Raw genomic sequence first — 16,756 nt, forward strand, 5'->3', positions numbered from 1 at the left:
AAACAGTTCTTGTACATATTAAAGTATTTACAAAACTGCAAAACACGTATTATTAACAATTATATATATTACAATGAAATCGATTACAATTAAAGGATCAGAAAGAGAAAGCGTGGGAAAAGTTGCGACTAAAGCCTTACGTAATGCTGGAGCGGTTCCTTGCGTGTTATACGGAGGAGATCAACCAGTACATTTTTCAGCAGAAGAAAAAGCATTCAAAAGCTTGGTTTACACTCCAAACGCTCACACAGTTGTGATTGAATTGGCAAACGGAAAGTCTTTTAACGCTATCATGCAAGACATCCAAGTTCACCCAGTATCTGACAAAATCCTTCACCTTGACTTCTTCCAAATCTTTGACGAAAAAGAAATCACTATTGAGGTACCTGTTAAAATCGTTGGTAACTCTAAAGGAGTTATGGCAGGTGGAGATTTACGTTTAAACAACCGTAAATTAAAAGTAAAAGCTTTACCTAAAAATCTTCCTGATTTTGTTGAGGCTGACATTACTCCACTTAACATGGGTAACAAATTATATGTTACTCAAGTTCCTACTCCAGACTTTAAAATCATGCACCCAGACAACACTGTTATCTGTCAAGTGAAGATTTCTCGTGCTGCTATGAAAGCGGCTCAAGAGGCTGCAAAAGCTGCAAAAGCAGGACCAGCAAAAGGAAAGAAAAAATAATATTTTTCTCTACAACATATCAAAAGCATCAGTTTTATTACTGGTGCTTTTTTTTTGCCCCTTAGTTTCTGAATTCTTTGTTTTATAAAAATCATAATCTCTTTATTAGAAGCACAACAACTGCAACTTCTTTCAATCTCCCTCCCGCTATTCATTACAATCTTTTTATCGCGACAAAGCTGATAAAAAGGATTTCCATTGCTATCGGGGCTATAAAAGAGCGTTTATAACTCCTAAGACTCTTTAAAAAAAATTAAAAACATATAGAGAGTAGTTTTCAACTGCACAATATAAACCAAGCATTGAAACTTTGCCAATCATCTCATTGTCATTTTATCTAATTAAGTTTACTTTTGCAATATGATACAATGGATCAAAACACTGTTTTCAAAAACAGAAACAGTACAAAATACAGATTACACAAAACCAGAACTTCAAGAACAGCAGAAAAATAATATAGAAAGCGTGAGTAAAAAATTTCTAATAGTAGGACTAGGTAACATTGGTGCCGAATACGTAAATACGAGACACAACATAGGCTTCAAAGTACTAGATCATTTGGCTAAAAAAGAATCTATTCCTTTCGAAACAGTAAAGCTAGGCGCTCTTGCTGAGTATAAATTTAAAGGCAGAACACTCCTATTATTGAAACCAAACACGTATATGAACTTAAGTGGGAAAGCAGTGAAATACTGGATGGATAAGGAGAACATTCCATTAGAAAATATCTTTGTAATCACTGATGATTTAAACCTTTCCTTTGGAACCATACGCATCAAACCAAAAGGTAGCGATGGCGGACACAATGGTCTCAAGAACATCAATTTTGTTTTAAACACCAATCAATACACACGTTTCCGTTTCGGAATCAGTGATGAGTTTAAAAAAGGCCAACAAGTAGACTATGTGTTAGGAGAATGGGACGATATAGAAAAGGAAAAACTTCCTGAGAGATTAGAAACTGCAGCCGAGATTATTAAAAACTTTGGAACAGCAGGATTGGAAAACACCATGACCACCTACAACGGAAAGTAAAAAAAAGCGGAGAATCTTAATCTAAAGATTCTCCGCTTTTTTATTTACAGTCTGTATTGTCTGTATTATCTCTATTATGCAAACTGCATTTTATATTCCAATTAATAAATGATAATTTTTCTAACTTCTTCTTTATCACCATCTGTCACTTTTACAAAATACATACCAGCAGCAACATTATTTGGCTGAATTTGCTCTATAAAAGTCGTTTGTTTGTTGAATTCTTTTTCGAAAACACTTTGACCAGACACATTAAACATTCTAACAACTATAGGATTTAATCCTTTAGAAATAAATTTTAAGGTAAACTCACCCCTATTTGGATTTGGATACGCATATAGCACATCACTAGTCAAATCTGTAGTGTCTAAAGCAAAATCTTTAGTACAGATAGCAATTGATGCCGAGTTTATTGTACCAGTGTCTCCTAAAAAAGTATCTCTAATTTTAAACACCCATTTTCCTGCCGCGGGCTCACCATTAAATACAGCCAGAGCATCAGTAGGCGCGACAGTTTGCAATGCACTATTACCACAGGCTAACACGCCTCCATCATCGTCATATGCAATCGAAAGACTGCCACTATTTTCACCACAACTTCTATTAAACAAAGCCACGGTAGTCCCACTAGGACTCATAAGCTGCATATCTACATCTGATAAATATTCATGTGTAAATGCAACATTAAAATTCACATCTGAAACAACTGCGGTACTAGCCGGCACAATAATTTCAAATGTTTTGTAAGCAGCGGCTTCGGGAATAATTGCAGCTGTAGCGGTAGTATAAGGATAGTTTGCACACTCATTTGCAACCTGATAACCTATTGCAAATGCTGTTTTATTCAAAGCATAAAAAACATTAGCGGTAGGCTCTATTAATATCCGGCATTCCTTTGCTATGACAGCTGGAACGATAATGGATTCGCTCCCATCATTAGCAGTATTATTAGCTAAAACAATTGGGAACGTAAGCCCGCCATCAATAGACAACTTAATATTTACATTAGATGCTCCTTCAATAGTACTTGTATTATTCACAGCCCATTTGATAAGTTTTGACTGTCCACGCAACCAATGTTCTTCATTTGAACTTTGAGAAAGCACTTCAAATGGCCCCGTCGAAGCACTTACATTTATAGTTACTTCATCATAATTTGTTTGTGCATTTCCAAACGATGCATTGTCTCTTGCTGTTAACACAAAGTGCAGTTTACGCGCCACTGTTGCCACAGATTCCCAAGTTGTCGTGAGTCTATTATTAAGCACATCATTATACAAAGGCATGTACCTAGTCGCATTTGCACTAGGAGGCAATGATCTAAAAAGAGGACCGTCAACTTTATCAGGCACTGCAAAACTAGAATCACCATCTGTCGTCACTGCATTATCGTTTTGCTCCCAAGTATAAGTCAAACCAGTATTTGTTGTTGATGTGGCACTTCCTTTCAAAACAAATGCAGTCCCCTTAGGAATTGTATAATCATTACCTGCTTCAACATTTGGCGCATCAGTAGCAATAAGTACATCTATTGGACAATTTTTAGTGTCTAAATTTTTTTGAATTTGTAAGATACTTGCATGTGTAAAATAATCATCAGACGACGACTGCACATCATAACCCGCAGTAATTCCTGCATAGCCCATAATTGTAGAACCGCTTCCAGGTTCAACACTCACTCCGTTATTTTCAATCGTATAGGAAAAAGTATGATTTGCACCCAATTGATGCCCCATTTCATGAGCTACAAAATCAATATCAAAGCTATCACCTTCAGGCCTTCTATTTGACGGCGATGTATATGCACTTCCTTTACCGTAAGGATCTATACTAGTTGGAGCATCACAAACACAACCAATACAGCCTGCATTTCCTCCACCTCCTGAAGCTCCTAATAAATGCCCTATATCGTAACCTGCGTTAGTAACCACCTTAGTTAAGTTATTTTGCAACTCAAGTCCCCATGCACCATTGGCACCAGTGGCGGCCTCAGAATATGGATCGGTTTTAGCATCTAGATAAATCAGCTTTTCAGTGTCTTCTATTAAATTGAGCTGTAATGACAAGTCTCGATTAAAGACACCATTTACTCTACTCATAGTAGCATTCATTGCTGCTAGTGAATTAATTACTGTTCCACCAAAGTATGCAGCATACTCAGCGGTACACGACAAGGCTAATCGCAACGTTTTAAACACTTTAGGCCTATTAGAAACTCTTGCAGTGCTATTTAATATATTTTTATTGATAGCAACATCAACAGTATTGCAAACCAGAGGCAGCATTCCAGAGGCACGATTATTAGCTGTTATAACTGTGTAATATTTTTTATCATCAGTAAATGGTTCAATAAACTCACTTGCCTGATCCCCTCTTAATATCATGCTTTGAACACCGCTTGGACTAAAGCTAAAACGCAATGAGGCAGTTGGATCTGTAATTCCTTTACCTGCATATGCACGAATAGAGGCGTATTTAACCTGAAGTTCGGGAGCAAAATTAGAAGCTTCCCACACTTCAAATTGTTCCATTTTACCATCCTTATTTGGAATAACAATAATTATTGAAGCGCCTTTACTATCAGTAATACTTTCTAGTGTTTCTTTTAATACTGTGGTATTTAATTGCAATAACATTTGGTTGCTTGTTGCGCTTTGTGAGTCACTTTTAGCGGCAGCAGTGTTTATCGAGCTACTAACAACTGTCCAAGGTGATTGTTTTTGTCCACTCATGCTGAAACAGCAACCGATAAAAAGAAAAAGTAGGGTAATTTTTTTCATATTATTATATATATCGCTTCAAAAATAAAACATTTGGAGCGATAACATTCTTAAAAATAAAAATCAATTAAGTAAATCTTAATGCTTGTCCTATACGCCCTCTTTTATTGAACGGATTATAAAAAATACTTAAAATCAATTCTCTATATTCTTTCATTTAAAATAGATAGTATAAATTTGCATAATCATAAAACAATCCCATTGAAGATTTTTAATTCTATTAACGATTTTAGTTCGAATAAAAAGACAATTCTAACATTAGGAACTTTTGATGGCGTGCACATAGGTCATAAAAAAATTCTGGAAAAGGTCACTCAAGGTACCGAAAACTCAAAATACGAAAGTGTCGTACTTACTTTTTTTCCGCACCCACGAATGGTTCTTCAAGAACAGTCAGAAATAAAGTTGCTAAATACGATTCCAGAAAAAATTGATTTATTAGAGCAAATTGGAGTCGAAAATTTAATTGTACATCCATTTGACGAAACATTTTCTCGTTTAACAGCTGAAGATTTCGTCGAAACTATTTTAGTAGGAAAATTAAATATTCAAAAAATCATTATCGGCCATGATCACAGATTCGGTCGCAATCGAACAGCTAATATTGATGATTTAATCGAGTTTGGTCATAAATACGGATTTGAAGTAGAGCAAATATCAGTTCAGGAAATAAATGCCATTTCTGTAAGTTCAACAAAAATTAGACAAGCATTATCAGAAGCTGACATGGCACTCGCCAATAAATATTTAGGTTACAATTACTTTTTAACAGGAACGATCGTTAAAGGAAAACAATTAGGACGTACCATAGGGTTTCCTACTGCAAACATTCATATCGAAGAAGGCTATAAATTAATCCCTCAAAATGGTGCATATATTGTTGAGACTAACATTGACCAACAAATAGTTTACGGAATGATGAATATTGGGTTTAACCCCACTGTTGAAAACAAATCACTTTCTATCGAAGTCCACCTAATTGATTTTAACGAAGACATTTATGATAAAAGAATTAAAATCACACTCTTACAATATTTGAGACCAGAACAAAAGTTTGAGTCATTAGAAGCACTTACTACACAATTAAATCTAGATAAAAAGATTACTATAGAATATGTAGCAAATATTCAAATCTAGTAATAAAATCAAAAAATTCCATAATTAACTTTCATTAATTATAATGTAAATTTGAGTTATAACTTATTAAAAATTAATAAGTTGTTTTTGTAATTTAAAATCTTACGTATGAAATTATCACGAGAGTTAACAAACGGATTGCTAATCTTCATAGGAATAGGAATCTACTTTTTAATAATGCAAGCGCTAAATTTAAGCGACTTGTACTATATGAGAATGCTCAACATTGTATTTATATTTTACTTTACAAATTTAACTTTGAAAAGTAATTATAAAGAGGGTAAAAACAGTTTTCCTATCAATGCTAAATCGGCACTAGTAACTTCACTAACAGGTGTTATTTTAAGTATTATAAGTTTAGCTATATATAGTGATATCAAAGGTGGTAATAAATATATTGAATCATTATCAGATTCATTTCTATTTGGAGGAGAACCTACAATAGCCAGTTATTCTACGTCACTTCTGTTCGAAGGGATAGTTTCGGCAGTAATTGTTTCGTTCACATTGCTATTGTTTTGGAAAAGACGTTACCCTTCAGATTCGTAATAAATTTTAAATCACAGATGGTATTGCTTTACATCTTTATAAGCAGAGTAGCTTTTAAAGTAATGCATTGATTCTTTAGAACAATTTGTTTACTTTTGGTGCATTAAATAAACGTATCAATGAGCATTACAAAACATAATTGGACAAAAGAAGAGATTATTGCAATATATAACAAACCTATGATGGATTTGCTTTTTGAAGCAGCTTCGGTTCACAGGGAACACCACGATCCAAACGTGGTACAAGTATCTACATTATTATCAATAAAAACAGGTGGTTGTCCTGAAGATTGTGGTTATTGCCCGCAAGCTGCGAGATACCACACCTCTGTAGAAGGTAATGACTTAATGACGGTAAGCCAAGTTAAAGCGCAAGCTTTACGTGCAAAATCTGGCGGAAGTTCTAGAGTTTGTATGGGTGCAGCTTGGAGAAATGTAAAAGACGGACTAGAATTTGACCAAGTTCTTGAAATGGTGCGAACTATCAATAAACTTGACATGGAGGTTTGTTGTACATTAGGTATGATTACCGAAAATCAAGCACAGCGTTTAGCGGAAGCAGGTTTATATGCTTACAATCACAATTTAGACACTTCTGAAGAGTATTACAAAGAAGTAATATCTACACGTGGTTTTGAAGATCGTTTACAAACAATTGAAAATGTACGTAAAACTAACGTTACTGTTTGTAGTGGAGGAATTATAGGAATGGGAGAAAGTATCGAAGACAGAGCAGGAATGCTTGTTGCTCTGTCTACACTAAATCCACAACCAGAGTCAGTGCCAATCAATGCTCTTGTAGCTGTAGAAGGAACACCGATGGAAGAGGAGAAACCTGTTGAGATCTGGGAAATGATTCGTATGGTCGCTACCACACGTATCATCATGCCCGAAACACAAGTGCGTTTATCTGCTGGTAGAATGAATATGAGTAGAGAAGGTCAAGCAATGTGCTTCTTTGCTGGAGCGAACTCAATATTTGCTGGAGACAAATTACTTACAACGCCTAATCCTGATGTTAACGAAGACATGAAAATGTTTGAAATGTTAGGTTTAAATCCACAAAAACCATTTACTAAAGTATCGCAACCGGCAACTGTTGAAGCACAAGATTCTCAGTTTACAACTTTAGGGGAAAAACCAAAATGGTCTAGACCTGGTCACACAATTGATCGTAACTTAGAAGCATCTACAAAAGGAAAATAAAAAGAACATATTTATAAAATATAAATCCCGCTAATCTTAAGGTTAGCGGGATTTCTTCTTTTTAGGACTTTAATAGATCACCTTCTTTGTAAATAGCTCATTACTTAAGGTTACCACCTTTACAATATAAACAGCTCTGACGTTCAAAATATTTTCAAGCGCAACATAATTGCTATTTATATCCATTTTCCTATACACTTCCCTACCTGAAACATCATAAATTAAAATATGGTTGATCTGATCCTCTGCAGCTATTTCAAGCTTTTTATTGTGCATAACAATAGACATTAGAGATTGATTTAAAAATTCAGGATTTTCATCCTCAATTACTACCGGATCATCCGTAACTTCATCTTTTGGTTCATCTTTAAAAACAATTTTAAAACGATTATCATATACGCCGGCATTAGTGACAAATTTATAACTTGAACCTTTGGTTTCATGAATACTATCTGTAGTGCGATCATATAAGTATATGTCTTTATCAGTAAATAATCCATCATAGTCTACTAATGCAACCTCGTATTCCCCAGCTGAAACTACGCTGTAGCTTAAAGGGATTTCATCAGAGTCGTCGAACGTATTAAAAGCCTGAATTGCCAACTGTTTTTTCCCTACAGAAGTGTAAAAATTTAGAGTACCTTCTCTCACAAACACTTCTCCATCATATTGCTTATCATAAAGATCTGTAGCCACTTTAGAGTATCCTACTAACAACTCTTTATATTCCTTACTATCATTATACATAGATAGCCACAAACGGTGCTTGTCTATACTAGGTATTTCTGGTGCTAATGGTGCACTACCAACATTTTTTAAACGCATGGCATTATTAAAAATTATCGTTTCGTTACTTGCATCTGCAGACACAAAAAAAGCTTTTCCCGAAGAAATTCTTCCATTTGGTCTGCTTTTTTTATCTCCTTCTAATTTTGGCGATGCTACCCCTACTCCTCCAAATAAATTGTAAACTGCATAACCAGATTTAGCCTTTGCATTATCAACATTATAATTGTCATGCTCCCAGAAATAAATAGTACCATTAATTCTGTTTTGATTTTCTATTAAAAATTGATTTGCGTCTACATCTGAAGGATAAGGATTTCCAACTAATTGTATAGAATTTGTTGTACCAAGTTTAATTTGGTATTCTCCATTATTTGGTATTCCTTGAAAACTAGCTGTAAACGAATTTCTTGTAGCAGCGTCAAAATTGTTTGGTGTATCAATTCGGTATCCTAATCCGGCTTTCATTTCAGTAGAAGAATCCATTACAACCCAACCTTTATCAATTGAATTATAAGTGAAAAATTTATTCAAATCTTTTTGAGGTGTTGCTGCATTTACTATTTGTCCGGCCACCGCTGATGACCATAATGAGTAATCCGAATTAACCATTAAATCACTCTTCTTCTCAACTATTCCCACACCCATATTTATCATGTCATCGTCATTCTGATAAAGCGAAGCACCATGTTTTAAAATTAGCTTTCCCAATCCCGAATAATTATTTGTTAGAGACAAACTATGTTGCTCTCTCATTGTGACTTTTTTCCCTTCGGCAATTATGCAACTACATCCTTCTAAAGAAACAGTACTAGTAAAGTCATCAGAAAAAATAATACTTTTCTCTGATGTAGGCATCCCATTTGACCAACTGGAACCATCCCATCTAGTGGAGTTCAAGCACAAATTAATTCGAGCTACACGATGATTTGCTAAGCCAGAAACCGAATTAAAATTACCACCAATGATCAATTTGTTCTTGGCGGTAAATGCTGTCGCATATAGTGTACTATTTAAATCTACCTGAAAAGAATTATCAAAACTTCCATCTGAATTTAGTCTCGCAATTCTTTTAACAGCGCTTCCATCGTAATTTCCCGTAAACGTACCGCCAATAATTAAACGATCATCAGGCTGAACTAAAATGGACCGAACAGTACCATTACTCATCCCTTTTCCCGTTAGAAAAGTTTCGTCTATGCTCCCATCAATATTTAATCTCACTAATCGTTTCTTTAATACTAAATCATAATTCTGAAAAATACCACCTACAATAATTTTTTGATCCGATTGTAAAGCGATGGCGTACAAATTTTTATCAAAACCAATCCCAGTATTAAAAGCGGTATCAACACTACCATCTGAGTTTAACCGGACTAATCTATTAAAACTTTTACCATTGAAAGAAAGAAATTTTCCCGCAACTATTACTTTTCCGTCGTCTTGAACTACAATGGATTCTACCGTTCCATCTGGTCCAGAGCCCGTATTAAAACTCGCGTCTACCGCACCATTAGATAGCAATCTAACCAGCCGATTCACTTCTGTACCATTGTACTTTTTGAAGCTGCCACCCACTAATATTTTGCCATCATCTTGCAATGCTAAAACATAAATTTGATTATTTATCGAACTTCCATTTTCAAAAGTTACATCTGTAGTTCCGTCATCGTTGAGTCTAACGATTTTGCTTATTACTTCGTCATTATATTTAGTAAAAGCACCAGCCATAATAACTTTTCCATCTGTTTGCAGTACAGCTGTCCTGACCGTATTATTTGCACCAGAACCGCTGCTATTAAAGTTATCATCCAAACTCCCATCTTCATTTAACCGTGCTACTCTAGACGCATCTTTACCATTGAAAGTACTAAAGTTACCAAAGATCATAGTCTGGCTATTTTTTAAAGCGACAGCCTTGTAAACCGAATTATTAAAACCAACCTTAGCACTTAGATAATCTTCATCTAAAGCTCCGCTAGAATCAAGTTTAGCGAGTCTACCTCTATTTTTTTTATCGAAAACTGAAAATGAACCACCTACAAACCAGCTTCCATCTATACCTTTTGCAAATGCATAAACCGTCGCTGTTGCCGGTCCTCCACCAATGTCAAACGAAGAATTAATTGTTCCGTTAGGATTTAGTTGAATAATTTTTCTAGCATCGACACCATTGTAATCACGAGTAAATCCACCTCCTACCATAATGTAGCCAGATGGCATTACTTCAATTACAGCAACACTACTATTACTAATTCCTGTACCTGAATGAAAAGTGCCATCAGCAGATCCATCAGGATTTAAACGTATAATTTTATTAGCAGCCATCCCATTGTATAGCGTAAACGTACCTCCTACAATTATTTTCCCATCTGCTTGAACATCTAAGGCAGTAACACCTTCATCAAACCCCGATCCAGTATTAAATGAAGTATCAGGACTTCCGTCTGGGTTTAACTGCATAATTTTGTTACAACTAATACCATCATAACTTTCAAATGTACCTCCTATAACAATTTTGCCATTTTTTAAGATACTGACTTCTCTAATTAAACCACTGGCTCCAGACACAGGCTGAAAACTAGGATCGATAATACCATCAGGTAAAAGTCTGACTATTCGACCAATCTTAATCCCATTATATTTAGTCAAACTCCCCACAACTATCAGTTTACCGTCAGCTTGTAATTCTATATCATACATGATATTATTTTGAGCAGCTATACTTGTATCAAAACTTATGTCACGCGATCCATCAGGGTTCAACCGTAATAAGCGTCCCACAGAAAAACCGTCATAATTTGTAAAAGAACCTGCGACGATGATTCTGCCATCTTCTTGAATTACTGCTTTCTCCACTTTTTTATCAAATCCGTCGCCTAAATCAAAAGTTTCATCTACAGACCCATCTATATTTAACCTACATAAAAAAGGCAAGTTACTCCCATTAAAATTTAAGAAGTCACCACCTACAATTAGTTTCCCATCTGCTTGGACGGCTAAAGTCCTAACAGTCTTATCAAAGCCGTCTCCTTTGAGTCCGTCGTCATAAGTATTAAAAGTTCTATCGACCAAACCTTCTTGGGCCGCACAATAATGGAAATTTAAAGATGCTATAAAAAGCAGAAGAGTAATTTTTCGAATCAAAATTTATAGGGTATTAAATTAGTATAATGGATTAGTTTTTAATCCAACAGTAATTAATATGCCTGATAAGGGGGAGGGAAAGAATATAAATAATATCCTAAATAACAATTAGTTACAAATATATGTTAAAATTTTTAATAATACAAAACGTACTTCGCTATAGATTTAAAAACAATTAAGCGCCATTTTAAATTCAGCCAGAAGTATAAAAAAATGCCACAATAAGCCATATAGAGGTAATTAAGCCATAACTTTGTTTCTCACCAAAACTTAAAAAGTTTAACTTTATTAGAATGAATCCCACATACACCATAAAAGACGCTCTTAAAAAAATCGAACATTATTGCGCTTATCAAGAGCGTTGTCACGAAGAGGTAGAGTCGAAATTACGTTCTATGAAAATGGATTCTAATGAAATAGATCAAATTATAGCGCAACTAATTAAAGATAATTTTTTAAACGAGGAGCGTTTTGCTCGCAGTTTTGCTAGAGGGAAACACCGTATTAAACATTGGGGAAACATTAGAATTACGAACGAACTAAAATTTCGAAAGATAAATCAACGCTTAATCACAACTGCATTAAAAGAGATTACTCCTGAAGAATATTTTGAGACTTTCGAAAAATTAGCTTTACGAACTTGGGAAAACACAAGAGAAACAAACACTATGAAGAAAAGAAAGAAAGTTTGTGATAGTTTGCTACGTAAAGGTTTTGAGTCTTCGTTGATTTACGAAAAAGTCAAAGAATTAGAAACTGCTTAAGCAATGAAATATTTTGCTAATTTTTCTATTACGAAATAAAAGGTGGATGCTTCTTTTTATAAATGAACACATTTCGTTATAATCTGCGACAAAAGCGGATGTATAAAAACTAGAAACTAATCACAAACTCAGCAATACACTTACTGCGTTTCCACCGAACCCTACTGCATTTACTAATACTTTTTTAATAGCTTTTTCTTGTATTTGTGCTTTTGCAAAAGGAACTCCAATAAAAGTATTGTGTTGCATCATTAGGATAGCCAACTCTAAACTCAATAATCCTGAGGCTCCAAAAGTATGTCCGATTTTCCACTTATTTGTAGTCAATAAAGGCAGGCTTTCGCCAAAGACTTTCTGAATGGCTTTATACTCGGTTAAATCTCCTTTTATAGTTCCAGGTGCGTGCATAACAATGACATCAACCTCTGATAGCTTGGTATTTTGCAGCGCCATTTTCATTGATTTTTGAAAACAAACGGCCTCTGCTGAAATTGATATGTTGTGTTCTAAAATCTCTGTTGCGTAACCTATGCCTTCGATAAATGCCAATGCATTTTCTTTTTTGCCTATTTCTAAACAACAAACTGCTGCACCTTCACCAAGTATCATGGTATTTTGCATTTTCTCTAAATCTAATGCCCTGTTTGGATAGGCTTCGTCAGATCGTGAGTAAATTTTTAAGGCACGCATTTGTGCAATTGTAAAGTCGGTTAAAGGTGCTTCACTACCGCCAACCATGAATTTATCTACCATTCCCGATTTTAACCACACAACTCCATTTAAAACAGCGTGTAGTGCCGTAGAACAAGTGATAGAATGTGATATCTCAGGACCCGAACTTTGTAAATCATGCGCAATCCATGAAGAGATATTCCCTAAGGTAGTTGTGGGTGATGCCAATGTTTGTGCTTTACCAGTTTCTAGATATTCTTGGTGGTGCTTTTCGAATAAATCAGTAGCTCCGCGAGAAGAACCAATGTTGATTCCGAAGACATCTGCTGCTCCCCATGCTGCTTGCTTGATTGCCGCACGCGAAGCCTCCATAGCATATAAAACTGAATTGTCTAGAAATTTATACTTGGGATCTGAATGTTTCAATTCTTCAATTTTAGCAATTGAATCCGCATCGAGTGGAGCGACAAATGTGGGCGCTTTATCTATATTCTTTTGAACAAAAAAATGTTTATCATTAAGATAATTATTCCAAATAAGTTGTGGATCATTCCCTAATGGAGAAATAGAAGCGAGTGCAGTAATAGATATAATTTGTGACAAAATTCTAAGTTGTATTTTGGGTAGTCGTACCCTTTTTATTGATAATCTAAAGCTTTTTAGCCCTGATAGCAGTGAAAATCCTTTATTACCTCCTTTCTTAAGGAGGCAATAAAGATTGCAACGTATAGCAGGATTAGCTACAAATTAAATTATTTCAAGGGCTTGCTCAACTACTTGATATATTTTTTCTAATTGACTATCTGTGATTATGTATGGTGGTAAAATATAAACGATATTTCCCACGGGTCTTAAGATAACACCATTCTCTATAAAAAAATCATATAGTTTATTTCTCAAACTTCCGTAGTAACTCGCAGCGCCATCTGTTTTTATCTCCAAGGCAAAAATAGTTCCAAGCACTCGAGTAGTTTTAACCTTATCATGCTGTTTTATTTTGGCTTGAAAAGTCAAATGATTTTTATTCACCCGAACTAAATTTCCTTGCATTTCTGGAGTATTTAGTAGTTCTAAACTCGCCAGAGCTGCGGCACAACCTGTGGGATTTGCAGTAAAGGTGTGTCCGTGAAACAAGGCTTTATTGATATCTTCGTCGTAAAAAGCATCAAAAATTTCGTTTGTAAATGTGGTAATTGCCATGGGTATTGTCCCTCCAGTAAGCGCTTTTGACAAACACATCATATCTGGCAAAACACCGACATAATCCATTGCAAAAGTTTTACCTGTCTTACCAAAACCAGTCATTACTTCGTCAGCAATTGTCAAAACATTATTTTCCTTGCATATCGTAATCAACTTTGCCAAGGCTTCTGGTTCATGCATTACCATTCCGGCAGCACCTTGTACCAAAGGTTCAAAAATAAAGCCGGCGCAATTATTGTTCTTAATTTGATTTTTTAATGCATCAAAGCTTTCCTGCTCCTGCCCTTTAATGGGTGCAGGTATACGCACTACATCAATAAACATTCCTTCAAAAGCTTGGGTATAAAATGATATTCCGCTTGCTGCCATTGCTGCAAAAGTGTCTCCATGAAAGGCATTTTCGAATGCAATTATCGTCGTGCGCTTTTCGCCTTTATTAAAGAAAAATTGCAAAGCAACTTTAATGGCCACTTCAACCGCAGTAGAGCCATTGTCAGAAAAAAATATTTTTTGCTGATTGCTTGGTAAAATTTCGATTAATTTCTCACTTAAAACAATTGCCGGTTCATGTGTAAAACCACCAAAAAGAACGTGCTCTAAAGTCGTTAATTGCTTGTAAATAGCATCTGCTATAAACTTATTGCTATGTCCATAAGGATTAACCCACCATGAAGCAATTGCATCGATGTATTCTTTATCGTTTTCGTCCCACAGCAAGGCCCCTCCCCCTCTTTTAATAGCGATAGGAAGCGCAGCCGTTTTATGTTGAGTATAAGGATGCCAAAGATATTGTTGGTCTCTTTCTGATAATGTCATAATACTATAAATTATGCTGCAAAGATACGCAGAGATAAACAGCCTGCCACATGCCAAGAGCAAAATGCATTTTGTTTATAGACTTAACAAATTTTCTCTAAATTGGTCAGCATAATCCTTGATTACATTTTGATCAAAATAAGGTTCTTGTTCAATACGTCCGATAAATTTAATTCCTGTTTTTGATAAAATAATCGATTCGGTTGCGTCATTTTTCTCCCCACTGAAAATAATACCTGCAATAGCAATCTTGCGGTTATGAAGTGCTTCGATAGTTAGCAGTGTATGATTAATGCTCCCCAAGTAATGTCTAGAAACAACCACAACTTTATAATCTGATTGGATTAAATCGACAATTGTATCTTGGTTATTTAACGGAACAAATAAACCTCCTGCACCTTCGATAACTAAATGATTATCAGTTTTGGGTGCAGATATTTCATCAATATCAATAGTAATTCCGTCTATTTCAGCTGCTAAATGTGGACTAGCTGGGGTGTTTAACTTATAGCTATTAGGGTGAATAACCGTTTGATCATTACTAATGTAACGCTCTATTTTATGGCTATCTGAATTATCTAAATCTCCCGCTTGTATTGGTTTCCAATAGTCTGCTTGTAAAGACTCTGTCATGATTGATGAAGCGATTGTTTTACCCACATCGGTACCTATTCCTGTTACAAATATTTTCATATTACAATTTATTTCACAGAGTTATAAAAATTAAATCAGAGATTCGAAACGTTTACAAACTCTCGGTGGAGCTCTGCTTATTCCCTCTGTAAAGCTCTGTGAGATTATTAAAATACAAAAGTACTCAACATTGACAAAACTTCTGAAATTTCTTCCTTCGAATTGTAACTATGCAAACAAAAACGGAGGCGTTCTTGTCCTTCGGGAATTGTGGGAGATAATATTGCCTTGACATTAAAACCACTATCTACAAATTTTTGTGCTATTGCTTTCACTTTATCATTTCCGGGAAGTATCGCTGATTGTATCGCTGATTTAGACTGTACAAACATTGGTTTTAAACCGAGTAACATTTTTTGTTGGTTAAAATGCACGATGTTTGATCTCAACGTAATTAAGCCATCATCTAGACTGGCTAAATATTGATATGCTATCAAAATAGTAGCTATAGCATGTGGTGAAAGTCCAGTCGTATAAATAAAGCTACGAGCAAAATTTACTAAATAATCTTTTAAGTCATTTGAACCTAAAATAGCCGCACCATGACATCCTAGACCTTTACCGAAGGTCATAATTCTTGCAAAAATTTCATCTTGTAAATTCAGCATTTGGACTAAGCCTTCACCTTTATTTCCATATACACCAAGAGCATGGGCTTCATCAACGATTAAATAACAACTATGCTTTTTAGAAACTGCTATTAATTCTTCAAGATTAGGGGCGTCGCCATCCATAGAGAAAACGCTTTCAGTGACGATATAGATATTATCAACGCTATGACGTATTATATGCGCTTCAAGCTCTTCAAAATCATTATGAGTAAACTTATATGCTTTTGCATTAGATAATTTGATTCCGTCTCTAATTGAAGCATGACAAAGTTCGTCATAAAGGATTAAATCTCCTTTTTGAGGCACACTACTAAAAAAACCAACGTTAGCGTCATAACCTGAATTAAAAATCAAAGCAGCCTCTGCGTTATGAAACTCGCTAATATAATCTTCAGTGGTTTGATATAACGGATGATTTCCTGAAATTAATCGTGAACCAGTCGCACCATTTTGAGAATACTTATGTTCAAGCAAAAATTGATGCGTTTGATTAAAAATCGCTTCTGATTGAGAAAACCCTAAATAATCATTAGAAGAAAAATCAGTTAGATTATTTGCATTAGGCAATTTTCTGAGTGCATTTTCGCTGTGGCGAACATCAAGTTTTTTGAGAAGATTATCCGGTAATTTCATATCTCCAAAGTTATTAATTAATATGAATAATTGCAGG

General features: G+C 35.1%; 12 protein-coding genes. 6 read left to right on the forward strand and 6 right to left on the reverse strand.

Annotation, left to right across the window (positions count from 1 at the left end; all coding sequences use genetic code 11):
• The first annotated feature begins 73 nt into the window (after positions 1-73).
• Positions 74-688: a 50S ribosomal protein L25/general stress protein Ctc gene (locus H603_RS0106560; RefSeq protein ID WP_026707828.1), complete on the forward strand. Its 615-nt coding sequence runs from the start codon at positions 74-76 to the stop codon at positions 686-688.
• A gap of 360 nt (positions 689-1,048) precedes the next feature.
• Positions 1,049-1,723: an aminoacyl-tRNA hydrolase gene (gene pth / locus H603_RS0106565; RefSeq protein ID WP_026707829.1), complete on the forward strand. Its 675-nt coding sequence runs from the start codon at positions 1,049-1,051 to the stop codon at positions 1,721-1,723.
• 101 nt (positions 1,724-1,824) lie between these two features.
• Here the strand turns inward: pth and H603_RS0106570 are convergent, their stop codons facing one another.
• Positions 1,825-4,503 (reverse strand): zinc-dependent metalloprotease, encoded by a 2,679-nt coding sequence (locus tag H603_RS0106570; RefSeq protein WP_026707830.1) that lies wholly within the window; start codon positions 4,501-4,503, stop codon positions 1,825-1,827.
• 201 nt (positions 4,504-4,704) lie between these two features.
• Here H603_RS0106570 and H603_RS0106575 point away from each other — a divergent pair, with 201 nt between their 5' ends.
• From H603_RS0106575 to bioB, 3 genes are all read left to right on the forward strand, one after another.
• The gene (locus H603_RS0106575) at positions 4,705-5,640 is read left to right on the forward strand and encodes a bifunctional riboflavin kinase/FAD synthetase (RefSeq protein WP_026707831.1); all 936 of its coding nucleotides are present in this window, start codon (positions 4,705-4,707) and stop codon (positions 5,638-5,640) included.
• Between the two features lie 108 nt (positions 5,641-5,748).
• The gene (locus tag H603_RS0106580; protein ID WP_026707832.1) at positions 5,749-6,189 is read left to right on the forward strand and encodes a hypothetical protein; all 441 of its coding nucleotides are present in this window, start codon (positions 5,749-5,751) and stop codon (positions 6,187-6,189) included.
• A gap of 119 nt (positions 6,190-6,308) precedes the next feature.
• The gene (bioB, locus tag H603_RS0106585; RefSeq protein WP_026707833.1) at positions 6,309-7,394 is read left to right on the forward strand and encodes a biotin synthase BioB; all 1,086 of its coding nucleotides are present in this window, start codon (positions 6,309-6,311) and stop codon (positions 7,392-7,394) included.
• A gap of 69 nt (positions 7,395-7,463) precedes the next feature.
• Here the strand turns inward: bioB and H603_RS0106590 are convergent, their stop codons facing one another.
• Entirely contained in the window at positions 7,464-11,327 is a 3,864-nt protein-coding gene (locus tag H603_RS0106590) for a hypothetical protein (RefSeq protein WP_084157724.1), read from the reverse strand.
• A 293-nt stretch (positions 11,328-11,620) separates the two neighbouring features.
• Here H603_RS0106590 and H603_RS0106595 point away from each other — a divergent pair, with 293 nt between their 5' ends.
• A complete protein-coding gene (locus tag H603_RS0106595; RefSeq protein WP_026707835.1) occupies positions 11,621-12,091 on the forward strand; it encodes a regulatory protein RecX in 471 nt (156 codons plus the stop codon).
• 120 nt (positions 12,092-12,211) lie between these two features.
• Here H603_RS0106595 and H603_RS0106600 read toward each other — a convergent pair whose 3' ends face one another.
• The 4 genes from H603_RS0106600 to H603_RS0106615 form a co-directional block, all read right to left on the reverse strand.
• Positions 12,212-13,366: a beta-ketoacyl synthase N-terminal-like domain-containing protein gene (locus tag H603_RS0106600; RefSeq protein ID WP_026707836.1), complete on the reverse strand. Its 1,155-nt coding sequence runs from the start codon at positions 13,364-13,366 to the stop codon at positions 12,212-12,214.
• 144 nt (positions 13,367-13,510) lie between these two features.
• Positions 13,511-14,782, reverse strand: coding sequence for an adenosylmethionine--8-amino-7-oxononanoate transaminase (bioA, locus tag H603_RS0106605; protein ID WP_026707837.1), 1,272 nt, complete (start codon positions 14,780-14,782; stop codon positions 13,511-13,513).
• Between the two features lie 75 nt (positions 14,783-14,857).
• Positions 14,858-15,475, reverse strand: coding sequence for a dethiobiotin synthase (bioD, locus tag H603_RS0106610; protein ID WP_026707838.1), 618 nt, complete (start codon positions 15,473-15,475; stop codon positions 14,858-14,860).
• Between the two features lie 107 nt (positions 15,476-15,582).
• Positions 15,583-16,719, reverse strand: coding sequence for an aminotransferase class I/II-fold pyridoxal phosphate-dependent enzyme (locus tag H603_RS0106615; protein WP_026707839.1), 1,137 nt, complete (start codon positions 16,717-16,719; stop codon positions 15,583-15,585).
• Between the last annotated feature and the right edge of the window lie 37 nt (positions 16,720-16,756).

The organism is Flavobacterium frigidarium DSM 17623 (assembly GCF_000425505.1).
GTDB lineage: Bacteria > Bacteroidota > Bacteroidia > Flavobacteriales > Flavobacteriaceae > Flavobacterium > Flavobacterium frigidarium.